Origin of the sequence: Psychrobacter sp. Arc9, from assembly GCF_041431295.1 — a bacterium.
In the GTDB taxonomy this organism is placed as follows: Bacteria; Pseudomonadota; Gammaproteobacteria; order Pseudomonadales; family Moraxellaceae; genus Psychrobacter.
This window is the reverse complement of sequence record NZ_JASMRK010000006.1, coordinates 122,099-145,592: the sequence shown is the minus strand read 5'-3', so window position 1 is coordinate 145,592 and position 23,494 is coordinate 122,099. Positions and strand designations below refer to the sequence as shown.

21 protein-coding genes and 1 pseudogene are annotated in these 23,494 nt (G+C 42.3%); 13 read left to right on the top strand and 9 right to left on the bottom strand.

The features are described 5' to 3' along the window. The first annotated feature begins 113 nt into the window (after window positions 1–113). The 5 genes from QO187_RS05335 (at window position 114) to QO187_RS05315 (ending at window position 4,122) form a co-directional block, all read left to right on the top strand. A complete protein-coding gene (locus tag QO187_RS05335; protein ID WP_102093410.1) occupies window positions 114–614 on the top strand; it encodes a low molecular weight protein-tyrosine-phosphatase in 501 nt (166 codons plus the stop codon). Window positions 615–929: 315 nt separating this feature from the next. Beyond that, window positions 930–1,970, top strand: coding sequence for a UDP-N-acetylmuramate dehydrogenase (gene murB / locus QO187_RS05330; RefSeq protein ID WP_257020010.1), 1,041 nt, complete (start codon window positions 930–932; stop codon window positions 1,968–1,970). Window positions 1,971–2,019: 49 nt separating this feature from the next. Further along, window positions 2,020–2,748: a YdcF family protein gene (locus tag QO187_RS05325; protein ID WP_228153184.1), complete on the top strand. Its 729-nt coding sequence runs from the start codon at window positions 2,020–2,022 to the stop codon at window positions 2,746–2,748. Window positions 2,749–2,863: 115 nt separating this feature from the next. After that, the gene (gene ccoS / locus QO187_RS05320; RefSeq protein ID WP_227673272.1) at window positions 2,864–3,124 is read left to right on the top strand and encodes a cbb3-type cytochrome oxidase assembly protein CcoS; all 261 of its coding nucleotides are present in this window, start codon (window positions 2,864–2,866) and stop codon (window positions 3,122–3,124) included. 98 nt (window positions 3,125–3,222) lie between these two features. Then, window positions 3,223–4,122 (top strand): sulfite exporter TauE/SafE family protein, encoded by a 900-nt coding sequence (locus tag QO187_RS05315; protein ID WP_102093405.1) that lies wholly within the window; start codon window positions 3,223–3,225, stop codon window positions 4,120–4,122. A 106-nt stretch (window positions 4,123–4,228) separates the two neighbouring features. Here QO187_RS05315 and QO187_RS05310 read toward each other — a convergent pair whose 3' ends face one another. Together QO187_RS05310 and QO187_RS05305 are read right to left on the bottom strand one after the other, a co-directional pair. Beyond that, on the bottom strand, window positions 4,229–5,383 hold the full coding sequence (locus QO187_RS05310; protein WP_102091784.1) for a DEAD/DEAH box helicase: 1,155 nt from the start codon (window positions 5,381–5,383) through the stop codon (window positions 4,229–4,231). A 290-nt stretch (window positions 5,384–5,673) separates the two neighbouring features. Continuing rightward, entirely contained in the window at window positions 5,674–5,889 is a 216-nt protein-coding gene (locus QO187_RS05305; RefSeq protein WP_057760416.1) for a cold-shock protein, read from the bottom strand. 446 nt (window positions 5,890–6,335) lie between these two features. Between QO187_RS05305 and aroQ the strand changes: the two genes are divergently transcribed. Together aroQ and QO187_RS05295 are read left to right on the top strand one after the other, a co-directional pair. Further along, window positions 6,336–6,872 (top strand): type II 3-dehydroquinate dehydratase, encoded by a 537-nt coding sequence (gene aroQ, locus QO187_RS05300; protein ID WP_102093403.1) that lies wholly within the window; start codon window positions 6,336–6,338, stop codon window positions 6,870–6,872. A 122-nt stretch (window positions 6,873–6,994) separates the two neighbouring features. Further along, window positions 6,995–8,296, top strand: coding sequence for an AarF/ABC1/UbiB kinase family protein (locus QO187_RS05295; RefSeq protein WP_102093401.1), 1,302 nt, complete (start codon window positions 6,995–6,997; stop codon window positions 8,294–8,296). A gap of 33 nt (window positions 8,297–8,329) precedes the next feature. Here the strand turns inward: QO187_RS05295 and QO187_RS05290 are convergent, their stop codons facing one another. Next, window positions 8,330–9,160, bottom strand: coding sequence for an ion transporter (locus QO187_RS05290; protein ID WP_057760421.1), 831 nt, complete (start codon window positions 9,158–9,160; stop codon window positions 8,330–8,332). Between the two features lie 317 nt (window positions 9,161–9,477). Between QO187_RS05290 and QO187_RS05285 the strand changes: the two genes are divergently transcribed. After that, window positions 9,478–10,227, top strand: a complete 750-nt coding sequence (locus tag QO187_RS05285; RefSeq protein ID WP_102093400.1) for a YebC/PmpR family DNA-binding transcriptional regulator — start codon at window positions 9,478–9,480, stop codon at window positions 10,225–10,227. 80 nt (window positions 10,228–10,307) lie between these two features. On the opposite strand, the gene QO187_RS05280 is transcribed toward QO187_RS05285, so the two are convergent. Both QO187_RS05280 and ftsY read right to left on the bottom strand, forming a co-directional pair. Then, complete coding sequence (locus tag QO187_RS05280; protein WP_057760425.1) at window positions 10,308–10,874, bottom strand: methylated-DNA--[protein]-cysteine S-methyltransferase; 567 nt, start codon at window positions 10,872–10,874, stop codon at window positions 10,308–10,310. A gap of 54 nt (window positions 10,875–10,928) precedes the next feature. Continuing rightward, entirely contained in the window at window positions 10,929–12,320 is a 1,392-nt protein-coding gene (gene ftsY / locus QO187_RS05275) for a signal recognition particle-docking protein FtsY (RefSeq protein WP_102091779.1), read from the bottom strand. A gap of 294 nt (window positions 12,321–12,614) precedes the next feature. On the opposite strand from ftsY, the gene QO187_RS05270 reads away from it, so the two are divergent. From QO187_RS05270 to QO187_RS05260, 3 genes are all read left to right on the top strand, one after another. After that, window positions 12,615–12,764, top strand: coding sequence for a hypothetical protein (locus tag QO187_RS05270; protein WP_165598598.1), 150 nt, complete (start codon window positions 12,615–12,617; stop codon window positions 12,762–12,764). Window positions 12,765–12,829: 65 nt separating this feature from the next. Beyond that, window positions 12,830–14,326 carry a pitrilysin family protein gene (locus tag QO187_RS05265; protein WP_102093398.1) on the top strand — a complete coding sequence of 499 codons (1,497 nt, stop codon included), beginning with the start codon at window positions 12,830–12,832 and terminating at the stop codon, window positions 14,324–14,326. A 67-nt stretch (window positions 14,327–14,393) separates the two neighbouring features. Continuing rightward, window positions 14,394–15,971, top strand: coding sequence for a pitrilysin family protein (locus QO187_RS05260; protein ID WP_102093396.1), 1,578 nt, complete (start codon window positions 14,394–14,396; stop codon window positions 15,969–15,971). Window positions 15,972–16,119: 148 nt separating this feature from the next. Here QO187_RS05260 and QO187_RS05255 read toward each other — a convergent pair whose 3' ends face one another. Together QO187_RS05255 and QO187_RS05250 are read right to left on the bottom strand one after the other, a co-directional pair. Beyond that, on the bottom strand, window positions 16,120–16,695 hold the full coding sequence (locus tag QO187_RS05255) for a hypothetical protein (protein ID WP_102093395.1): 576 nt from the start codon (window positions 16,693–16,695) through the stop codon (window positions 16,120–16,122). 268 nt (window positions 16,696–16,963) lie between these two features. Then, complete coding sequence (locus QO187_RS05250; RefSeq protein WP_102093393.1) at window positions 16,964–17,911, bottom strand: D-Ala-D-Ala carboxypeptidase family metallohydrolase; 948 nt, start codon at window positions 17,909–17,911, stop codon at window positions 16,964–16,966. Between the two features lie 284 nt (window positions 17,912–18,195). On the opposite strand from QO187_RS05250, the gene rodA reads away from it, so the two are divergent. Both rodA and QO187_RS05240 read left to right on the top strand, forming a co-directional pair. Beyond that, window positions 18,196–19,338, top strand: coding sequence for a rod shape-determining protein RodA (gene rodA / locus QO187_RS05245; RefSeq protein WP_057760433.1), 1,143 nt, complete (start codon window positions 18,196–18,198; stop codon window positions 19,336–19,338). A gap of 1,103 nt (window positions 19,339–20,441) precedes the next feature. Beyond that, a pseudogene (locus QO187_RS05240) lies at window positions 20,442–20,783 on the top strand (septal ring lytic transglycosylase RlpA family protein); the annotation flags it as partial. Window positions 20,784–20,944: 161 nt separating this feature from the next. Here the strand turns inward: QO187_RS05240 and radA are convergent. Continuing rightward, window positions 20,945–22,381, bottom strand: coding sequence for a DNA repair protein RadA (gene radA, locus QO187_RS05235; protein WP_102094543.1), 1,437 nt, complete (start codon window positions 22,379–22,381; stop codon window positions 20,945–20,947). 392 nt (window positions 22,382–22,773) lie between these two features. Next, on the bottom strand, window positions 22,774–23,484 hold the full coding sequence (gene lptB, locus QO187_RS05230; RefSeq protein WP_371547716.1) for an LPS export ABC transporter ATP-binding protein: 711 nt from the start codon (window positions 23,482–23,484) through the stop codon (window positions 22,774–22,776). Window positions 23,485–23,494 lie beyond the last annotated feature (10 nt).

Here is a 23,494-nt window from a genome sequence, read left to right as displayed (position 1 = left end):
CAAGCATTAAGCGTTACGCTAGCAGCTGATTCAATCGATTGCATGCTAATAAAAGCCGCATTAACAATGCTGGTCTCTTATAGCATGTTTTTTTTGTTATAGAAGGTCATATTATGCTGATGAAAGCCTGTACTCCCTCGTCTGTATTATTGGTATGTTTAGGAAATATCTGCCGCTCCCCTACTGCTGAAGAAGTTTTTCGTCAGCAAGCAGCGATTGCTGGACTATCTATAAAAGTAGACTCAGCAGGCACCAGTGATTGGCACGTTGGTAGTGCGCCTGATGCTCGCTCACAACGTCATGCTAAGTCACACGGCTACAAAATTAATAAGCTGGTCACTCGTCAAGTCAGTGCCAATGACTTTCGTGATTTTGATTTAATCTTAGCCATGGATTCACAGAATCTAGCTGATCTACAAGCTATTAAAGACAGCATTACAGCAAAGTCAGAGGATAATTTGGCAACACTAGCACTGTTCAGTGAAGAAGACCCTACCTATTGCGGCAGTGATGTGCCAGATCCCTATAAGGGCGATAACGATGATTTTGAAGAAGTGATCGAGCGTATCGAATCAAGCGCCCAAGCTTGGATAGAAAGCTGGAAAGCCTGCTAGCCATACCGTCTATATTTCTGCTACTCTTGCATCCGGTATCCTCTATAATAAGGTTAATCTTCTATAAAAGAGCTACAGCGTTAACCTCGCTTGAAGTATCACAGTTACGTCTGCACTCAGTTGCTTTGTATCTCTTTTAAATTGAAACAACTATAACTACCTTATCATTTATTATCCTTTTGCCACATAGGCTATGTTATGACCCAAGCTTCACGCCTTGACCACAGTACTCAGTCTACCATCAGCTCTGATGTTTCGAATGTTTCAGCGACTGCCGTAGTTAATGATTCAATCGATTTGTCACATAATAATACTATGGCATTGGCTTGTGTTGCTGACTCTGTAGTGACATTAGAGAATGAAGCGCAGCTTGATGATTTTATGGCAGCTTATATAGAGGATACAGCAGACAAGCTACCACTGTTTGTACTGTCTGGCGGTAGCAATGTTTTATTGCCTGCCGCGTTGAAGGCTATAGTATTGCAGCCAAAGATGCGTGGTATTCATCTGACCAATCAAACCGACAATTATGTTGATATCGAGGTAATGGCTGGTGAGAACTGGCATGATTTGGTCGTACATACGGTCAATCAAGGTTGGTATGGATTGGAAAACCTTGCACTAATACCGGGCCTGACGGGCGCAGCACCCATACAAAATATCGGTGCATACGGCGTACAATTAGAAGACCGCTTACAGTATGTACGCGCCTATCATTTGCCGACACAAACTTGGCACCATTTATCAGCTGCCGATTGTCAATTTGGCTATCGTGACAGTATCTTTAAACGCACACCAAACACATGGCTTATTAGTCGTGTGGGTTTCAGATTACATACTGATCCTGCCAATATTCTAGCCAGTTATGGCGATGTACAGACTGTGGCGCAGCGCTATGCGGAGCAACAAGGGCGCGAGCAAGCGATGCCTCATGATGTTATGCAAGCCATTATAGATATTAGACAACAAAAACTGCCAGACCCAAAACAGCTACCTAATTGTGGCAGTTTTTTTCAAAACCCTATTATCGCTCAGGAGCAGTTCACAGCGCTGCAAACAACTTATCCAGCTATCGTTGGTTATGCGATGCCTGATGCAACGATAAAAGTTGCTGCAGGTTGGCTCATTGAACAAGCAGGGTTAAAAGGCGGCGGCATTGCACCTATTTTTACACACAAGCAGCAAGCACTAGTACTGACCAACCATACGCCTCAGCAAGCCACGCAAGAAGATGTAGCCATAGCGCAGAAACATATCGCTGCTACTGTCTATGAAAAATTTGCCATTCAATTGTCACGTGAGCCAGTCTGGGTAAATGCTGATGGCTCAATTGGATATGCTGAGCATGTGGCCTAAAAAATCATGGTCTAAGCGGCTATTATCTAAACGATTATGGCGATATTACTTGCGGTTTTCTGAACGCATGGTGACGCTTTTTCGCATTATCAATATTACTTTTATACTAGGCTCCACGTCTGTCATTTTAGTGATTATTAGCCTATTTACTCCGCTGTTTTCGCAAGCAATCGTTTATATCTTTTCTCTATTGCCACTACCTGATATGCCTTCTGCTGCCATGAGCTCACCGCCTACTGCCTATGTAGTCTTAGGCGGCGGTCTGACCAACGACCACAACAACCAAATTATCTTGAATCGTTATAGCCTCAATCGCGCCCGTACCGCTGCAGGCGCTTACCATGACTTACCTCTACCGATCGTACTGAGTGGTGCTGAAGCTCCATGGCTCGGTCAATGGTTGATGGAACACGGTATCGACGGACTGATCAGTGAAAATGCCAGCATGAATACATGTGAAAACGCCCGTTTTACAGCCAAACGCATTCCGCTACGCCATGTATATTTGATTACTGACAGCTATCATATGGCACGTGCACGCAGACAGTTTGCCTTAAACGGTATCAATAGCACACCACTTCCTGCGCCACTGCCAGTAAGACGCGACTGGATGAAGCCTGCGTACAACTTAAGTCACTCAAGGCGCGCTGTCTATGAGGTCGCAGCCTACCTGCGCGATGTGATACGTCCACAGATGGACTGCCGCCATGCCAAAGATGTGACTTCACAGCAGCTATTGACCCCAAGAGGCAATGCCGCAAAAAACTCTGACGAATAAACGTTAAAGATATATACGATACCATTGAGAAACTCATCCTAAATGCTACCGAACATCCACTACATTTGTGATGGGTGTATAATAATAAGAGACACTGCTATTTAAGAGATTTGCCATGCTCAGTATATTTTTATTAATTCCATTAAGTCTCATGCTGTTTGTGGTTGCTATTTGGGCGGTGCGTTATGCGGTCAAGTCAAATCAATTCGAAGATCTGGACAATGCATCACAGCGTATTATATTGGATGACCGTCAAGAACGCCGCCAAACCATGCAGGCTCATGAACGCTCAGCACCTACCCAGCAAAAAGATCAGACAGCGGTAACTGATGGAAATAACGAACATTCTGAGATAGATAAAAACTCAGAAATCTAATCTTATCTACCTTATAAATGCGTAATTTATTGGTGCCGTTTTATTAAATAATTCAGCATTAGCAAGTTCGCCCTTTACTATTCTTAGGAGACGCATTCATGACCATCGCTTTACTTGTGGCGGCATTACTAATGGGATTCTTTGGTTCACCGCATTGTTTAGGCATGTGTGGCGGTCTTGTGACCGCATTTGGTCTGTCTATGAAGGATGTTAGCCCTGCCAAACGCCGTGCTTTGGTGGCTACTTACCATCTTGGGCGTTTAACGAGTTACGCATTATTGGGTTTAATCGCAGGGCTTATTGGTATTACCATATTAAAGCCATTGATGATGGGTAATAGTACACCGCGTATTTTATTAGGATTGGTACTGGTATTCGTCGGTGTAACGATGCTTGGTGCACCGTTTTTGACTAAGCTCGAACGTTTTGGTATGCGCTTTTGGCAGTATCTTAGCCCATTGCGTCAAAAGGTATTTCCACTCAATACTTTTCCGCGCGCACTGACAGCAGGTTTGCTTTGGGGCTTTTTGCCTTGTGGTTTGGTATATGGCGCTCTACTAATTGCAGTCGTTGCTCATAATCCATTAAGCGGTGCTGCGTTGATGTTTGTCTTTGGTCTAGGGACCATACCGATGTTGGTTGCGACGCATGAGACGGTCGGTTGGCTACGTGATAAGATCGGACGTTTTCGCTTAAGACAGCTAAACGGTGCAGTTATGGTCATATCAGGTTTTGCAGTAGCGGTCGTGCCGATGGTCATGGCAAATATGCATGGCAGTCATGGTGAGATGAACCATAGTAGCCACGCTGCTATGATGTCTGATATGGACTCTCATAATATGAGCCAAATGAATCACGATATGGATATGGCAGAAGATATGGATCATAATATGCAAAATATGGACAACCATATGGATCATAGTATGCATGACATGAGTGATGAATCAGTGGACATGAATCACCATGAGCATACTGAAATGATGGAACACGCTCAATAAATTTATCGGTACAGATACTATTAACACTTCGCATATAAAAAAGCCCTCAATACCATTTGCGATATTGAGGGCTTTTGCTTGTTAAGTAGTGCTCAGTTTATAGCAATTATTCCTGCCACTGCTCAAGCGTAAATTTGGTTTCCAAGTGCTTCTCTAATGCCGGTATATTAAAGGCATCATCCTCACTCACAAAGCTGATACTAATGCCTGTCTGGCCCGCACGGCCCGTACGACCAATGCGATGCACATAATCATCTGGCTGATCAGGCAAAGTAAAGTTAACCACATGGCTGATATCATCGACATGGATACCGCGCCCTGCTACATCTGTCGCCACCAAGATAGACGCGTGACCATCTTTAAAGCGCTGTAAGTATTTCTCACGTTTTTGCTGAATGACATCGCCCGAGAGCATCACAATATTATGCGCTTGACGCAGTTTGTGATACAGACGCTTTACTTGGTCTTTACGATTGGCAAAGACGATAACCTTCTCTACTGCTTCATCACTGATAATACGCTGCAAGGCGTCTAGCTTTTGATCTTCTGTCAGCAAATAAAAATGCTGATCTACTAACTCGCTGGTCTTGTGTTCAGGCTCAATTTCAACAAACTGAGGCTCATGTAACCAGCGGTAAGCTAAATTCATCACATCTTGGTTAAAGGTTGCAGAAAACAACAAGCTTTGACGATCGGTATTGGCAGGCATTCGACCAACTAAGCGCTTGATATCAGGAATGAATCCCATATCTAGCATACGATCGGCTTCATCAAGTACCAGTACTTCTACTCTATCTAGATACACCATGCCTTTATTAGCAAGGTCAATTAGACGGCCAGGCGTCGCTACCAAGATATCAACGTATTGACGTTCAAGCTCGTGCTGCTGAGTTTCATAATTAGTACCTCCCATAATACAGACGCTATGTAGCGAGGTATATTTGGTTAATGCAATGCAGTCATCAAATATTTGCTGAGCCAGTTCGCGAGTTGGTGCCATGACCACAGCGCGCGGCTCACCAAGATAGCGCTCTTCGTCGTTGGTAAATGGACGCTTAAGCAAGGCTTCCATAATAGTCAGTAGAAAAGTCGCTGTTTTCCCTGTGCCCGTTTGTGCTTGTCCGATAGCATCTTGATGTGCCAATGTATGCGGTAGTATCTTTGCTTGAATGGGCGTCAATTCAGTAAAACCTAGATCACTTACTGCACGCAGGGTCGCTGTTGAAAGTGGCAAATCAGTAAACGTTGTAAAATTGCTCAAAAAAATATCCTTTTAAATGAATTGCTCGTATTTTATTAATTATAAATAGGCTCACAATGAACCTTTATAGTGTCAAATGCAGCATTTAAACCGTAATCAGTAAGAGTAGCTTTATTAATTCTGCGGAGAACCACCAGACATATAGGCATAAAAAAAGCCAAGCCCGAATCCAACCCTACCAAATATGCTGCAGTTCACTCAACATAGGTAAGATAAGATGGGCTTGACTCAGTAGTATATCAGTAGTTTGTACAGACATTATAACTAAACCGCTTTAATGTCTGGGTAAATTACTCTTCTATCTTTCTGACTTCTTCAGCTTGCAGACCTTTGTCACCTTCTACTACGCTGAACTCAACTTTTTCGCCATCTTTTAGAGAACGATAGCCATCACCCTGAATCGCGCGGAAATGGACAAAAATATCTTCTCCGCTGTCACGTTGAATGAAACCAAAGCCTTTTGAGTCATTAAACCACTTAACGATACCTTGCTCACGAGCTGACATAATATTACTTCCTAAAAAAGTCCGCTTAGCCCTAGCTTCCTTTGCGACATTGCATATAAACAGGGTCTAAGATTATGAAATCAAAAATTAAGAGTATTACTACTCTACTTACCATCGTCTATGTAGTACTTCAATTACCTACATAGTGTGTCCATAACGAATTCGCTAAACGCGCTTATTGTCATGAAACTCGATGATAGCAACAAACTTGCAATATTTATTGCATAAAAAATATCATAGCACGGGTTTTTAGCAACATAAAGACTTTTAATATGCTTTTTGATATCTAGATAATTTTTTTAGACAAATTTTTATAACCCAGCTGACAAGCTGTTATGATAAAGAGCAAAATGCGTTGAAGCCAATTTAGCTTGGCAGCTCGCGCCTTAAATTATTCATATATTATTATAAATTATTAACATCGCTCAATAGTTACCGAGACCATTATGACCTCCTCTACTCCATCAAAAACAGCCAAACAATCGACTAACGAAAATTCAAATCAAATACTGACTTATAAATTACTACTGGTAAACGGCGTAAACTTGAATTTACTAGGCAAGCGGGAACCGCACATTTATGGTCATACGACACTTGCCGATATAGAAAAGCAACTAGTTGAGCACGCCGCTCGCCACGGCGTAGAGTTAATCTGTATACAGTCCAACCATGAAGGTAAGCTAGTAGACGACATTCAGCATCATGGATTATTGGCGGACAAATCTGCCCAAGTCGATGCTATCATTATCAACCCGGCTGCATTTACGCATACTTCAGTGGCTCTACGCGACGCGCTATTGGCCACCCAAAAACCATTTATAGAAGTGCATTTATCCAATGTTCATGCCCGTGAGCCTTTCCGTCATCATTCATATCTAAGTGATGTTGCGGTCGGAGTCATTTGCGGCTTGGGACAATTGGGCTATCAAATGGCACTTGATTACTGGTTAAGCAATATGTATGCAGTTGACACAAACAAATGATATGACTGTGCTTACTTTTTATAAATGATTACTCGCGTCTTCACACATTAGTCAAACAGTAATTTTGCAATTAAAATAATAGAATTACGACTGAGCAAACAACCCATTATACGGTGACATGAATGGCAAAATCGTCCGGAAAACGCTTTATGAAACTCGCTGGCATGACAGCGAGTATTGCTGGCAAAGCCGCCAAAAACTCATTTAAGCATCTCTCAAGTGACGAAGAAAAACGTCTGCAAGCTCGCTCAGATCTGATGCAAGACGTGGGCGTTCAAATTGCCGAAACGTTGGGTGAGATGAAAGGCGCAGTGATGAAGGTCGGACAGATTGCTTCACAATATAAAGATGTGTTCCCGCCTGAGGTTGCGTCAGCGCTCGAAAAACTACAGAAAGATGCGCCGCCAATGCCATATGCGCAGATAAGAGCCCAAGTTGAACGTGAGTTGAAAGCGCCAATCTTAGAATTGTTTAGCGCGTTTGAAGAGACACCTTTTGCCGCAGCATCCATTGGACAGGTACACAAAGCAACGTTGCCATCGGGTCAAAAAGTGGTGGTCAAAGTCCAGTATCCTGATGTCGATGAAAACTGCGATAGCGATCTCAAACAAGTACGTATGGCATTGAAAATCGCTGGCGTGCTCAATATGAGTAAGCACCTACAAGAGCAGCTTTTTAATGAGATTCGCCAGAGCTTGCATGATGAATTGGACTATGTCAAAGAGGCTCATAACTTACGCGTGTTTGGTGCTTTTCATGCAGAAGATGAAGGCCTTATTATTCCCAAAGTGATTAGTAGCCACTCTTCTAGACGGATTTTAACGCTGACCGAAGAGATGGGAGAGACATTAACTGTCGCCGCGACGTGGGACAATGATGTCAAACAAAAAATAGCTGAGCGTCTGTTTCACTTTACTGCAGGTCAGCTATTTGGCTTATACCGTATGCACTGCGATCCTCATCCAGGTAATTTTGCGTTCCGTTATGATGGCAGTGTCGTGGCTTATGACTTTGGCGGTATCCGCAGCTATAGTGATAGCGAAGTGCAGCTATTTAAACGCTTTGTCAAACATGCATTAAAAGGTGACGTCACTGCACTTGAGCAAGATTTGATTGCGCTAGATATTCGCCGCGAAGATGACAAGAACATCCCTGGTGAATTTTATGAAAAGTGGCTATCGATTGGGCTTAAACCTTTATCTATCAGCCCGTATCAAGAAGGCGCATTTGATTTTGGCAGTAGCCAAGTACATCACGAGGCCATTGCACAGATGCGTACGTCTTTAAAGTACTTCGGTCAGTTTCAACCCTCAGCTACCACTATGATGCTAGACCGTACTGTATCAGGACAGTACTGGAATCTGGTCAACCTAGGCGTCGAGATCGACCTTTCACCACTGGTTGACGAATACATCGATGCGTAGTAGGTATATTGACTGTAGGGATTAAACCTATCTCTAGATATGTAGCGCGTGTCCACAACGATCGCAAAAGTCTGCCCCTACTGCATGGCCGAACTTACCACAGTTTGGACAAGTCACTGGGTTAAGCTGTGGACGCATATTACGTGCTAACTCTGACGTGAAAATACCTGTTGGTACCGCAATAATCGAGTAACCTGTGATCATGACCATGGTTGCAATTGCTTGCCCAAGCGGTGTCTTGGGTGACATATCACCGTAGCCAACCGTAGTCATCGTGACAACTGCCCAGTAGATAGACAGTGGAATACTGGTAAATCCATTCTCCGGCCCTTCTACCACATAAATAATCGAACCAAAGATGGTTACCAACAATACAAGCGATAGGAAGAAAACCGTAATTTTCTGCTGACTGGTTTTTAATGCAGACGCCAAGAACCCAGCCTGTTGCATATAGGCCTTGAGCTTAAGAACGCGGAACACACGTAAAATACGTAATACCCGTATCACGAGTAGATACTGTACACCCACAAACATTAGGCTCAAATAACTTGGCAATACAGACAGTAAGTCTACTATTCCAAAGAAACTAAAAGCATAGCGTAAGCGGTTGGGTGCTGAAAACAGCCTTAACGCATACTCAATAGTAAACAAAATAGTAAAAAACCACTCTGCATAAAAGAACAACGTGCCATACTGCAAACGCATATATAGCACACTATCAAGCATGACGACCGCCACACTGGCTAAAATTGCAATCAGCAATACAATATCAAAGAGCTTGCCCAGACGAGTATCTGTGCCTTCAATAATGATATGCGTACGGTTACGCAAGTGTGTAAGAGCTTCGGCGGTTGGTTGCTTCATAGAATCAGTACTTTATAAAATCAATGGCTTGATAGCACGCAATGACTTAAAATGTGATGGATAAGGGCAAGTTGGTCAAAATAGCTAAAACTGGTTTATAATATCGCTCACCTATCACAGTGAATACAATCTATAAGTTGCCACAGTGTAGCAAAAAAGCACTCTCAACAACATACAAATCGTTAACGTGCTAGTAGCGCTACTACCTCAAATAGACAAAGTAATGATAGTATAAAATCAGGCAATCAGATATCGAAGGTTGTTGTTGATCACTCTTTTTACCCATAAAAATAGTATGTAGAACTTAAGGATGTTATATGGCAGGCCATTCAAAATGGGCAAATATTAAACACCGCAAAGCCCGTCAGGATGCAGTAAGAGGTAAGATATTTACCAAGATTATTCGTGAAATCGTTTCAGCTGCCAAACAAGGCGATCCCGATCCTGACAAAAACCCACGCTTACGTGCCGTTATCGAAAAAGCCCTATCCGTCAATATGACGCGCGACACGATTAATCGTGCTGTCGATCGTGGTACAGGTGGCGGCGATAATGAGAATATGGAAGAAGTCAGTTACGAGGGTTATGGTGTTGGTGGTGTGGCTGTATTGGTCGAAACCATGACTGATAACCTTAACCGTACGGTCAGCGAAGTACGTCATGCTTTTACCAAGAATGATGGTAATCTTGGCACATCAGGCTCAGTTGCGTATTTATTCACTAAACGTGGCGAAATTACTTTTAACGATGTTAGTTTAGAAGATGAGGTCATGCTCGTTGCACTAGATGCGGGCGCCGTTGATATCGAAAACGATGGTGAAAGCTTGCTCGTTATTACTGAATGGGAAAGTTTTGGTCAAGTCCAAGATGCCCTTAATGCGGCTGGTCTTATTTCTGACAACGCCGAGGTCACTATGTCACCATCTACCACGGCTGAGATCGACAATGTCGATGATGCTGAAAAGATCATGAAGATGATTGATATGTTAGAAGATGCTGATGATGTGCAAGAAGTTTATACTAACGTGAACATCTCTGCTGACGTCATGGCTCAGCTTGAAGCATAAACTTATTAATTGTTCAGTAAAAAGGGCCAGATACTAAAAGTATTTGGCCCTTTTTTATTAAGACAGATTTGGACTCAGTTTTATGTCCAACTGCCTTCTAGCGCTAGTAAATACTCTTTTTTATCTAGCCCGCCTGTATAACCACCAAGCTTGCCGTCGCTCGCAATCACTCGATGACAAGGCACGATAATGCTAAAAGGATTTTTGCCATTGGCCTGCGCAACCGCACGGAATCCCTTTGGACTGTTGACACGCTGCGCGAGTGTGGCATAGCTGATGGTTTCGCCATACTCAATACCTTGTAGTGCCTGCCATACTCTTTGCTGGAACTCAGTACCCATAGAGAAGTCTAAAGGCAAATCCAATGTCTTACGTTTACCATCAGCATAGTCTTTAAGTTGAAAAATCGTTTCTATTAATAACGCTTGAGCAGGTTCATTCATGCTTAGGCTATTTTTATCTATAAAGGTAAAGTCTTCGTCTGTCAGGCCATAGTACTTTTTAAGTTTGGGTACAGATTTTGAGCTATGCCATGAGTTACCTGCCAGCAGCCAGTTGGCTTCAACGAGCATAGGCTGACCATGCCCATTGACACGAGCAATCAGTGTTAATCGATGTGACCCAAAGGCTGCTGTGGTAACTATCATAGCGTCTACTTCCAAATTATCTCAAAAATGATTTACCAATTAAAACTGGCTCTCTTATTCTTTATCGTCGGTCTCGAACAAAGCGGCGACAAATTGTTTCGGACTAAAAGAACGCAAGTCATCAATCGACTCACCCACACCGATATAGCGGATAGGCACATCTGTCGTTTCGGCAATATTAAATACCACACCACCTTTAGCAGTACCGTCTAGCTTAGTAATAGTAATACCTGTCAGTGGCACAACTTTGTTAAACAGCTCGACTTGGTTGATAGCATTTTGACCCGTGCCAGCATCTAGCACAATCATACCTTCATGCGGGGCACTTGGATCCGCTTTACGCATGACACGTACGACTTTCTCCAACTCTGCCATTAAATGTGTCTTGTTTTGCAGACGTCCCGCAGTATCGGCGATAAGCACATCGATATTTTTTGCTTTGGCTGACTGCATTGCATCAAAAATGACAGAAGCGCTGTCAGAACCATGACCTTGCGCCACTACTGGAATATGATTGCGCTCGCCCCAAATCTGTAGCTGCTCAGTAGCTGCCGCACGGAACGTATCGCCCGCTGCCAGCATGACTGATTTGCCTTCACCTTGTAGGCGCTTGGCAAGCTTACCAATCGTTGTGGTTTTCCCTACGCCATTGACCCCTACTACCAATATAACAAACGGCTTTTTGCTAGTATCAATCACCAATGGCTCAACTTTCGGTGTAAGGATATCAACCAACTCACTTTGCAATGCTTTATATAGAGAGTGTGCATAGATCAAGTCACCACGATCTGTCTGCTCGGTGAGGCTCTTGATGATACGGTTTGTCGCGTTGACGCCAATATCGGCTACCAATAGCTGATCTTCGACTTCTTCTAATAGCTCATCATCAATCTCTTTGCCACCGATTAAGATACTGACCATGCCTTCGGCTAAGTTTTTGCGTGACTTACTGAGGCCCGTTTTCATACGGTTAAACCAGCTGCCCTTTTTCTTATTTTCTTTAGTCTCTTGTGACTCTTGTAACTCTGTAGCAGGCTCTTTGGTAGTAGCTGCCTGTACATTACTGTCAGCCACTGGGTTTACGCTTGGTGTATCACCCAACTGCTCTTGCAATGGCATAGCAGGAATGGTTGACGCAGTATTAGTTTGACTTGTAGCAGCGGCTGTCTCTTTAGCGCTCGAAAAGCTTTCAGAATTACCTTTAGGGACATTATGCTCTTCTGTCATAACAATTGGCGTCGCTAAAGCAATATTGTCCGCAGCATCATTACTAGAGACGTCTTGGTTTACCATACTGTCCTTTTGCGGAGCAATATTTTCTGTTTCATCAATAATGGGCACAGATTGCACCGGTAGACTGGGTAAGGTAATATCATCGTCATCTAAGTCGTCAAGACCAGCATCAAGGTTAATGACTACGCGGTTGCTATTGTTTGGGTTGTTCATAAATTTGCCCTAAAAGTTATCACGATCAATTATTTGTTTATTGTTAATGGATTTATAGGTTGTCATCTGGCTACGAGCGACATGACATCTAATTTTGACCTATTTTAGCATAATTCAAGTCATGCTCAGCCCTTACCCTATTAGACTATCGTCAAAATCTATCTGTTTAAAAAATCACTCGATGATTTGAGAAAGTTTTGCTTAAGGTTTGGACACAAAATTCTGACCTGTTACTTGTCAGACTTCGCCTACTCTACCAAGACTTATTCGATAAATACTTATTAGGAATCCGTTATGTCATTACTCTCTAAGCACTACAAAAAAATCAGCAGCATCAGTGTAGCTGTTTTATTAACGACGACTATATTGGTGACAGGTTGCACGACGACGCAAGAGTTTAGACCGACTGCTAGCGTTATGGTTGGTGCTCAGACTTCTTTGTAATGTCTTCTATCACTATGATTAGCATTTAATTCTTCTATTATTATTCTATATAAGTAGACCATACCATGCCATTGTCTTTACCTATAGCAGCTGCGCCATTACGCATGGCTTGTGCCTTAGTAGTAGCAGCGTCACTTACTGCGTGTCAAACCAACACGATGCCTACTAATTCTGCAACTGCGACAAGCTCAATCGCAACCGATAGCTTGGCTCAAAACATATCAGATGAAAATAAAACGAGCAAAGACACTCAGCCGTCTGAGTTGACAATGGATATGTCAGGTCGACATGAATATCAGTTAGAAAATGGTCTAAAAGCCGTCATAAAAGAAGACCACCGTGCCCCAGTCGCTATGACACAAATCTGGTACCGAGTGGGCTCAGCAGATGAGCCTCTTGATAAAGGTGGTATCTCTCACTTACTCGAGCACATGATGTTTAAGGGCACGACCAATGTCTCTAGTGATGATTATGAGCGGCTAATTGCTAAGTTTGGTGGTGTCAATAATGCCTTTACCAGCTATGACTATACCGGATACTACGAGCTATTCCCTGCCAATCGTATGCCGTTAGCGCTAGAGCTTGAAGCAGATCGCATGAAAAACCTTATATTCGATGAAAAAGAATTTGTAAAAGAGCATCAAGTGGTCATGGAGGAGCGCCGCCAACGTACTGATGACAATCCGCTTGCCAAAGCGTATGAGTCATTTCGTCTGCTGGCCTTACCTGATAGTCCAAAGGGTGAGTCTGTTATTGGGCCTATGAACGAGCTAGAATCGATCAAACTTTCAGATCTAAAAAACTGGTATAAGACATGGTATGCACCAAATAATGCAACGTTAGTCATCGTCGGCGACGTGCAACCACAAGAAGTACTTACTCAAGTCAAACGTTACTTTGGTGATTTAGAAAAAAGCAACCTACCCAAACGTACCTCTGTGACTCAAAAAGGCTTCCGTGGTTATCAAAAGGTAGACTCTGAGCAAGCCGTTCAAGTGCCCGTTCTACTGATGGGTTACAACGTGCCAAGCCTTGCCACGGCAGGCACCAACAATGAAAAACAAGCTTATGCCCTTTCACTTGCGCAAGATGTGCTCGATGGCGGCTTATCTGCACGCTTAGAGAGTCGACTGATACGTGAGCAAGGTATATTGACGACGGTTGGTACTTCTTACGACTTGCTAGATCGCGGTGATGGGCTGTTTTTGATTCAAGCAACACCGCGTGAAGGCGTCAGCTTAGAGCAAGCACAACAAGCTATAACTTCGGAAATAGAAAAGCTAAAAACCGATCCTATTGCCGATGACGAGATCAGTCGCGCCAAGACCAATACGGTTACTGGTTTGATTTATGCGCAAGACAGCATGGAAGGACAGGCACGTATGATTGGCTCGTTACAATCTATCGGTCTAGATGACAGACTGCTTGCTAAGTTACCAGCTAAGCTCGACGGTATCAGTGTGGCTGACATTCAGGCTGCCAGCAAAAAATATTTGGTCAAAGACAACTTGACGGTGATGCATGTCGTGCCACCTAAAGACAGTAAAACCCCAGCGAAATAGTCGCTGCCTATTATCAAACGTCTCATAAAAATGGCCATAGCACCGTATTCTTAATAAGAAGAAACTCATGATTCAGAATAAATACGACTCTAAAGCAAAACCAAAATCTTTTAAAACTGCTTCAGCCTCTATAAGAAGCACTATCGCATCTAAAAAGGGATCTTATCTCAGTGCTAGCGTAATTTTTGCTTTTAGCATCTTGGCTACTACTGCTCAAGCTGATACAACAGCTGCTGAAGATTACCGCTCACCTGCTGCAGTCGATGCAAGTGCGCCAATTGCTGCTCTATCTAAACTGACCAGCTTAGCCGATGACAAACCTTTAAAAGTCACCGTACCGACCATTCAACAGTTTAAGACCAAGTCTGGCGTACCTGTTATGTTTGTACAAACGACCACCTTGCCAATTGTCGATGTTGATTTGCGTTTTAATGCTGGTAGCGCGCGTGATGGTAGTATCAAAAAGGATGGTTTTGGTATTGCGAATATGACAGCGACGATGCTCGAACAGGGCTCAAAAAGCCTAGATGAAAATGCATTTACTCGTGCAGTGGAAACGTTGGGCATCAATCTAAGCAGTAGCGCCTATAAGGATATGTTTATTGTTTCACTGCGTAGCCTATCTGATGATAAGCATCTCCTGCCAGCCATTGACTTAATGACACAGATGGTGAGTGAACCTACCTTTGACGAGCAAGTTCTAGCTCGCAATAAAGCAAGACTGTTGGTAGGCCTGCAGCAACAAAAACAAAATCCCAATAGCTTAGCAAGTATCGCTTTCAACGAGGCTCTATATGGTACTCACCCTTACGCGCATCCATCAGTCGGCACGCTAGAAAGCGTTCCTACGATTGAGAAGCAACAACTGATAGACTTTAAAAATAAATATCTAGTTGCAGCAAACGCGTCTGTTGCTATGACCGGCAACCTGACATTAAAACAAGCCAAAAAACTGGCAGAAGACATCACTGCTAAATTGCCTACCGGCCAAGCTGCCACTGATTTACCTGAGCCGAAACCGCTGACTAAAGCGCAGCACGTTCATATTCCATTCCCAAGCACTCAAACCACTGTACTCATGGGACAGCTGGGTAGTAAACGGGCAACTGACCCAATAGCACAGCAGCAGCAGACCAACTTTGCTGTTGGAAACGAAGTCATGGCAGGCAGTGACTTTAATGCGCGACTAATGACGGAGGTAAGACAGAACCTCGGCTATACTTATGGAATCTCGGGATCGATGAATCCGATGCTCTCTCGAGGTCCCTACCAGATTGGTTTTTCAACACGTAATGACAAGGCGCGTGCGGCTATTGATGCAAGCTTAGCGGTTATCAATGAGACGCTAGACAAGGGTATCACCAATGAGGAGATGCGCTTAACTACAGATAATTTGAAAAACAGCTTCCCGATGGGGTTTGCGAGCAATGCTGGTATTAATAGCTTACTTGGAATGATGAATTTTTACCAATTGCCGAATAATTACTTAGCTGACTATACCAATCGCATTGATCAAGTCACACTTTCAGAGGTCAATCAAACCATGCGAGATACGCTAAAGCCTGATAACTTTTTAATAGTTACGGTTGGGCAAGAAGATCCTTGGAAAGAAAAGAAAGTGGTAGAAAAAACCAGTAAGAAATAAATCGCTAGGAAGCAATATTAGAAATAAGCGTTATCAATCCAATGGACGTATTATAAATGGTAAAAAATACTACTCATAATATGTCCATTTAAATATTTGAACGGCTATAATCTTTAAATAAGAAGCAGAACATTCTTAATGCTTGGCATTAGGAATACTTGGCGTCAGAAATTTTTAGCGCAACATCATAGACAAAATGCTCAGGCTTATGGGTAGCCCCGTTATAGCTCAAACGGATAACATGCTTATCATAAGACGTCACTTTATAATTACCATTGGCAAAGTTATGTAGCGTCGGCACAATTAATAGCGCTTCTATTTGACGGTTATCTACTTTAACATTGAGGCGCTGACCCTCTCGCGGATATAAGAAATAATCACAGTAGTCATTTACCATGACCTCTGATATACGTTCGATAACCTGATTACCTGTTTCTTCTTGAATTAATTTTGGACAGACATCAGAGCGCTTAGAGGCTAAACGAGCGTAAGAGTTCTTGATACTATCTTCTATCTCTTTAGAGCTTTGTATATGTCTATCAGCTTTATCCGTCACTATCATATTGTTTTCAGAGGACATCTCTGTACTACACGCATTAATCAATAATACCGACATAAGTGCAGAAGTAAACAAAGCGCCATACTTATAGTTCGAGTGCAAAAAACTTTGCTTCTCGTTATTTAATTTATGATAGTTTTTCATTGTCAAGCGCTGATTTTTCATAGTTTTCGCTTAAAGTAAATTTGGTGGTTTTCTTTATAAGCCATGAAAATATAAAGGCGATTGATAACAGATATTATTAAAGCATAGTTTTTAAAGACCAAACAAATTTTTAATGAACTCATGCGTCTATCCTATGAATCCTACCAAATAATTACAAAATTATTATTTTTAGTAAACACCGGAATAGTATATATAAAAATGAATATATATCTAGCGTTATCCCGGCTAACTTTATAATTATTTGAATTCTCGATTCTTGATAAATCAATTAATAGCGGCAAGAAGAGGAACTACTAGCGTGATTGAATCCCCATTTGCGATAACCATCAGTATCTAAATGAATAGCCCCTGTCGCATATAATCCTAAGCCAAAGTTATAAGGCTGTCCTTGATACTGCCAAAACTGACATAAGCCATCATGCATGGTACTCAAGCGCCATAGATTGTCTTCATACTCAGGTACCCATATATCGATAGCACTTGCATTCATATGCTTACTACCGTCTGCCCCGCCTGCACAATCATTCAAACCTGGGTTACGATATACCGAACGTATCTCACTACTAAGTGGTAAAATACCTTGGTTTTTCAACTCACTATAAAGGCGTAATGTTGGTACAATGTTAGACCATAGTTCTTGAGGTGGCAGTTGATAAGGCTCATATCCGCATTTACTCCAACTACGGGCAGTCGTCAGCAGTTGAGACAATGGCGGTACATTCTGTGATCCGACTCGTGCGCTAAGATAACGCTCATACTCTGCTACTTGTCTGGCACGATAACTATTGCTATTTAACCATGCATTAAAGTCCATATTCATAGAATCGTTATAAGCACCATTATAGGTGTTGTTTGCTGTACTATAAGTAGTACCGCGTCTCACTACATTCACACGTTTGTTTTCTTCAATGGACAACCTAGCATCAATCTCGAAATCACGCTGCTTTTGTACAATCAAGTTTTGCATACTGTCGCCACTTGATGTATTCGCCCCACTCAACATGGTGACACCAGGACGCTGATTTGAGCTGTTGGTAGAAGGTGTTATATACGCATTAATATTATCACTTGTACCACTACTTTGACGTATTTGAATACGGCGTTCACTATCGTCACTAATAATAACGGCATGAGCACTGACACTGCCAGCACATAGGATAAGGGTGATAATAGGTTGGCAAATTTGCCTATACGCATGGATTTTTGATTTTATCATTGCAATAAACTACCGCTAAAAACGTTTTATCGATACTATCAAATTTTCAACAAGCAGGCTAAACTATCGCTTCTAATTTGAAGTCCAATATTGATAATTAACACTTATCCCTACAACTTTTATAATTGAGTGACTTTATTATTATTTGTGAATTATATAGCCATCGCGTGCTCGCATACTTTTATTAAAGTCGGTACTTTTAAGTACGCTTCTCATCATTATTTACAATGAGATAATTTAGTTAGTACTTCCCTCCTACACCAATTGTTAGCCAAATTCTGCCTATGTCTTCTAACCCGCAATATCGTTTTTCACGTCAGAGCCATCATTTGGGTCAAGGTCATGCACCGACGCTATGGCAACGTATTCATATCGACCCATGGTTAACTTTACTGTTATTGACGGTTTGTTGTATTGGTCTGACGATTCTATACAGCGCCGCCAGCCAAGATATTGGTATGGTTATTCGCCAAATGGTCAGTTATGGAGTGGCATTCGCGGTAATGTTTACCATGGCGCAGATACCGCCCAGTCTCTATCGTACTTTTACGCCCATATTTTATGTCTTAGGACTTATATTATTGGTATTGGTAGATATTATCGGTGAAGTACGTATGGGTGCTCAGCGCTGGATCAATTTGCCTGGGTTCGGTAGTGTGCAGCCTTCAGAGTTTATGAAGCTTGGTATGCCAATGATGTGTGCTTGGTTTTTGTCTAAGCGTGATTTGCCACCGTCAGCATCTAGCATTGCTATCACCTTAGCATTGATCATTGTACCGGTGCTATTAATTGCTAAAGAGCCTGATCTTGGTACGTCGTTACTGGTCGCTGCTAGCGGCATATTTGTGCTTTTCTTAGCAGGCCTCTCGTGGCGATTGATTTCTGCTGCTGTAATTTTAGCTGTGCCGTTTATTGCTTTTGCTTGGAACTTTTTACTTCATGACTATCAGCGTACGCGGGTATTAACACTCCTTAATCCTGAAGCAGATGTACAAGGTGCTGGATGGAACATCATTCAATCAAAGACAGCCATTGGCTCTGGTGGCCTCACTGGAAAAGGCTATCTGGAAGGCACGCAATCACACCTACATTTCCTACCAGAAGGCCATACTGACTTTATTATTGCCGCCTTCTCCGAAGAGTTTGGTTTACTCGGTGTGATGCTACTGATGTTCATTTATTTCTGCCTTTTATCACGCGCCTTATATATCGCTTTCACTCATCCTGATGTTTACAGCAGATTGTTGGCTGGTGCTATCGCCATGTCTTTCTTTGTTTATATATTCGTCAATGTCGGCATGGTTGGCGGTATTTTGCCTGTCGTAGGTGTTCCACTACCATTTATTAGTTATGGTGGTACGGCTATCGTGACTCTGATGGCAGGATTTGGCTTACTCATGTCTATCCATACACATAAATCTGGCTAACTGGGATAGGATACTTTCTGTATAATTCGTCTTTCGAGTAAGTCGTTGTAATAATCATGGTAGTACCATTAAGATAAATTGCTTTGTACTACTAATGATTTGATAAAAGACAATGAGCCATAATGCGAAGAAGAGTTTTATTCTTAGCGCTATGGCTTTTTTATTTTAATGATCTTCATATAATTTATGTTCGTATAGATAATAATAGTTACAAATCTGAAATAATTGTTCGTTTTAGTGCCTCTTATTTTTAATAGTAAATAGACATGATTTTCAATATGAGTTAATCGCCTATAAGTTCAGAAAGATTTTATTCCTTGTTTTTTACAAAAAATTGCGTTAACCTCGTTTTACTGTACTCTGATACATAACCCGTACATAGCTACTAATAAACTTTGCATTTAAATATATTTAGGTTGTAGCGTAGCCGTATAGTTAGCATCTTGTAGATTCCAGACTTTCAAATACACTACTTAATTAACGGTTTGATAACAAAGCGATACGCGATGTCCTCTGAACCTTTTATTAACGTAGCATTCTAAAAAAGTTTGTAGATCGCACATCATGTAAATACGACATATAGTGACATTGTCACTCAGTCCTGATTTTGGACTTTGTATTCAATGCTTATCGCTAACTATCATTTGAGCGTATCATCAGTCGCTTTAGCTCTATTTCTGCTGAACACTGATGATAATGAAATGAAAAATTACCATATATTAATATCTATAAGAGCCACGCATTAATCAATATGAAAATAATAGATTAATACCATGCTCAATCTAAAATATTTAGAGTTAGGTTTTGATGTATAAGTTATAGAGGTATTTATGAACAAGCGTTTATCTGGTTTACTTACAATGTCAGCAATGTTATTTGCTGGCTCTGCAGTCGCTACCAATGCAAATGCTGTAGAAGCAAAGACCACACTTGCTATGATTTCGCAAGATAACGCCTCCCACATTGACCGTGTACTTGGTGAACTAAGCCGTCAGCATGATGGTGCATCAAGTTTGGTAAAGTCAGCCCGTCAGCCGACTTCATTGGCACTTAGCAGCTCATTGTTAGCCAATGATACGACACAAGTTACCAATGATGAAGATGTATTAGAGCGCTTAACAGCTGTTGCTTCTAACTCTGTCAGTAAGTTCAAGCAGACTGGTCTTGCGTCTTGGTATGGTCGTAAGTTTCATGGTCGCAAGACTGCCAGTGGCGAAACTTTTGACATGAACGGTTTAACTGCAGCGCATCGCTCATTACCATTGAACTGCTATGTCAAAGTCACTAACAAGACCAATGGTAAAAGTGTCGTGGTAAAAGTGAACGATCGTGGCCCATTTCATGGTAACCGTGTATTAGACTTATCTTATGGTGCCGCCAAAAAACTCGGTATTACGAGTAAAGGCGTGGGTAACGTTGCTATTGAGCGCGTTGCAGGACCTTAACTTTAGGTATCAGTTTTAAAGACCAATAATATTGCTAGCCTATCTAGCAAAAAAAGCCTAACTCATCATTAGTTAGGCTTTTTTATGGTCTATATTTATCGTTCCAAACTAACAGTAGCGACTAAACTACTCAAAACAAAGTACTACTAATTCTATATAACTTATAACTCAAAGGCGCTTTCGATAGCATCATCGAGTCGCTCAACAGCAATCACATTGATACCTTTAAACTGAGGCGCATCTTTAGCAGGCGCATTGGCCTTTGGAATGATGGCATGCTTAAACCCATGTTTCATCGCTTCCTTCAGGCGCTCTTGTCCATTAGGTACTGGGCGGATTTCACCAGATAGACCGACTTCGCCGAATACTGCTAATGAAGATGGTAACGCTCTCTCTTTAATACTTGAAGCACAAGCCAACAGTACGGCCAAATCAGATCCTGTCTCTATGACTTTGACGCCACCAACGACGTTGACATAGACATCTTGTCCACTGGTATGTATTCCGCCGTGACGATGCATCACTGCTAGCAACATGGATAAACGTTGGAAGTCTAAACCTAGCGCCATTCTTCTAGGCGAACCTTGTGAATCATCGACCAAGGCCTGCACTTCTACTAGTAACGGCCTTGTACCTTCACGGCTGACCATTACTACAGATCCAGCAACAGGTTTATCGTAACGACTTAAAAATATCGCTGATGGATTGGCGACTTCTTTGAGCCCCATATCAGTCATACCAAAGATACCCAATTCATTAACCGCACCAAAGCGATTTTTGACCGCACGGATCATACGAAAACGTGAGTCAGACTGGCCTTCAAAATAAAGTACGGTATCAACCATATGCTCCAATACTCGCGGACCCGCTAGCGTACCTTCTTTGGTTACATGTCCTACTAAAAATAGTGCCGTTCCCGTTTGCTTAGCATAGCGGGTCAAAATTGCAGCAGACTCTCTAATCTGACTGACACCACCTGGTGCAGAGTTGATAGCGTCCGTATAAATTGTCTGAATAGAATCAATAATAGCAATGGCGGGCTGCTCTTGCGTTAATGCAGCGCAGATAGTTTCTACGTTAGTTTCGGCCAGTACACGCAGTCTATCAGCAGGCAAGTCTAAACGTTTGGCTCGCATGGCTACCTGCGCAAGTGATTCTTCACCCGTCACATATAGTGCACTACCTGCTAGTGAATCCGCCCGTGCCATATTGGTCGCCGTTTGCAGCAAGATCGTTGATTTACCAATACCTGGATCACCGCCGATTAACACTACGGAACCCGCCACTAACCCACCACCCAGTACGCGATCGAACTCACTGATACCAGTTGGTAGGCGTGTGTCGAGCGTCACACTTACTGCATTAAGCGGCATGACAGCACTGTGAGTACCAGAGTAGTTACCAGCTGGCGCACTGGTACCACGAGTAGCAGCTCGTGCGTTATTAGGCTTCGCGGTGCTCTTATTGTGATGAGGCATGCTGACATTTGGGGCTTCGACCAAGCTATTCCATTCCCCGCAATCCGTACACTGCCCGGCCCATTTACCAAAATGCGCACCGCAATGCTGACAGACATAGCTGCTTTTATTTTTTGCCATAGCTTATAAGCCTTATTCAGAGGGTCAATCGAGAATAATGAAGAAAGTATTGTCACGCTTTATAAGCGCTGATTCAAAAATATTTGTTATGATAAGTCAGCCTTTAGTTTTACAAGCTGTACTTGAAAGAGGATGATATTAATTGTAGAGATGTTAATTGTAGATATAAGTAGTAACTGGCTTACAGGCTCTATATAGAATAGTGTTAACCAGCTCTATTAGTTAATTAGAAAATATAAAGTTGTTAGTATAACTTTACGCAGCGTTTTGAAGGCAAAATGCAGAGGAAGTAAGGAAAACCTATGCCAGCACAACTCTACTTTAACGGCACCTTTTTGTTTTGAGCGCACTATATAAAATAGAGTATGAGATAAGCAACTTAACGCTCTCACTTATACTTGAAAGTCTTTACCTAGATAAACGGATTTCACTAAATCATTTTCTAACACTTCAGCCGAAGTGCCTTCTGCAATGATAGCGCCTTCTGATACGATATAAGCCTTTTCACAAATCGCCAATGTATCTCGAACATTATGATCGGTGATTAAAACGCCAATACCGCGATTTTTAAGCGTCAAAATAACGTCTTTAATATCACCGACAGAGATAGGATCTACCCCTGCGAAAGGTTCATCTAATAAGATAAACTTAGGATCAGCGGCCAATGCTCGCGCAATCTCACAGCGTCGACGCTCACCGCCTGACACGCTCATACCCTGAGACTTGCGCACATGTTCTAAATGGAACTCGCCAATCAACTTTTCAAGTTCTTGATGCTGTTCAGCTTTACTTAATTCTTTACGAGTCTGTAGGATAGCTAAGATATTATCTTCGATAGATAATTTACGAAAGATTGATGCCTCTTGTGGTAGATAGCCGATACCCGCACGCGCACGCTCGTGCATTGCGTATTTAGATAAATCCATTTTACCTAGCGTAACACGGCCCTTATCCATATTGACCAGTCCCACCACCATATAGAAACTTGTCGTTTTACCAGCACCGTTAGGCCCCAACAATCCGACAACTTGACCCTGTTCGACAGAAAATGAAACGTCTTTGACCACCCAACGCTTTCCATAGCGCTTGCCTAGATTTTGCATAGTCAATCGA

Bases quoted from the DNA above. Each gene is read 5' to 3' on its own strand.
- rodA (WP_057760433.1), top strand. From the start codon at position 18,196: ATGTCTTCTAACCCGCAATATCGTTTTTCACGTCAGAGCCATCATTTG.
- radA (WP_102094543.1), bottom strand. From the start codon at position 22,381: ATGGCAAAAAATAAAAGCAGCTATGTCTGTCAGCATTGCGGTGCGCAT.
- murB (WP_257020010.1), top strand. From the start codon at position 930: ATGGCATTGGCTTGTGTTGCTGACTCTGTAGTGACATTAGAGAATGAA.
- QO187_RS05280 (WP_057760425.1), bottom strand. From the start codon at position 10,874: ATGATAGTTACCACAGCAGCCTTTGGGTCACATCGATTAACACTGATT.
- lptB (WP_371547716.1), bottom strand. From the start codon at position 23,484: ATGCAAAATCTAGGCAAGCGCTATGGAAAGCGTTGGGTGGTCAAAGAC.
- ftsY (WP_102091779.1), bottom strand. From the start codon at position 12,320: ATGAACAACCCAAACAATAGCAACCGCGTAGTCATTAACCTTGATGCT.
- ccoS (WP_227673272.1), top strand. From the start codon at position 2,864: ATGCTCAGTATATTTTTATTAATTCCATTAAGTCTCATGCTGTTTGTG.
- QO187_RS05305 (WP_057760416.1), bottom strand. From the start codon at position 5,889: ATGTCAGCTCGTGAGCAAGGTATCGTTAAGTGGTTTAATGACTCAAAA.
- QO187_RS05265 (WP_102093398.1), top strand. From the start codon at position 12,830: ATGCCATTGTCTTTACCTATAGCAGCTGCGCCATTACGCATGGCTTGT.
- QO187_RS05335 (WP_102093410.1), top strand. From the start codon at position 114: ATGCTGATGAAAGCCTGTACTCCCTCGTCTGTATTATTGGTATGTTTA.
- QO187_RS05290 (WP_057760421.1), bottom strand. From the start codon at position 9,160: ATGAAGCAACCAACCGCCGAAGCTCTTACACACTTGCGTAACCGTACG.
- QO187_RS05250 (WP_102093393.1), bottom strand. From the start codon at position 17,911: ATGATAAAATCAAAAATCCATGCGTATAGGCAAATTTGCCAACCTATT.
- QO187_RS05295 (WP_102093401.1), top strand. From the start codon at position 6,995: ATGGCAAAATCGTCCGGAAAACGCTTTATGAAACTCGCTGGCATGACA.
- QO187_RS05285 (WP_102093400.1), top strand. From the start codon at position 9,478: ATGGCAGGCCATTCAAAATGGGCAAATATTAAACACCGCAAAGCCCGT.
- QO187_RS05255 (WP_102093395.1), bottom strand. From the start codon at position 16,695: ATGAAAAATCAGCGCTTGACAATGAAAAACTATCATAAATTAAATAAC.
- QO187_RS05315 (WP_102093405.1), top strand. From the start codon at position 3,223: ATGACCATCGCTTTACTTGTGGCGGCATTACTAATGGGATTCTTTGGT.
- aroQ (WP_102093403.1), top strand. From the start codon at position 6,336: ATGACCTCCTCTACTCCATCAAAAACAGCCAAACAATCGACTAACGAA.
- QO187_RS05270 (WP_165598598.1), top strand. From the start codon at position 12,615: ATGTCATTACTCTCTAAGCACTACAAAAAAATCAGCAGCATCAGTGTA.
- QO187_RS05260 (WP_102093396.1), top strand. From the start codon at position 14,394: ATGATTCAGAATAAATACGACTCTAAAGCAAAACCAAAATCTTTTAAA.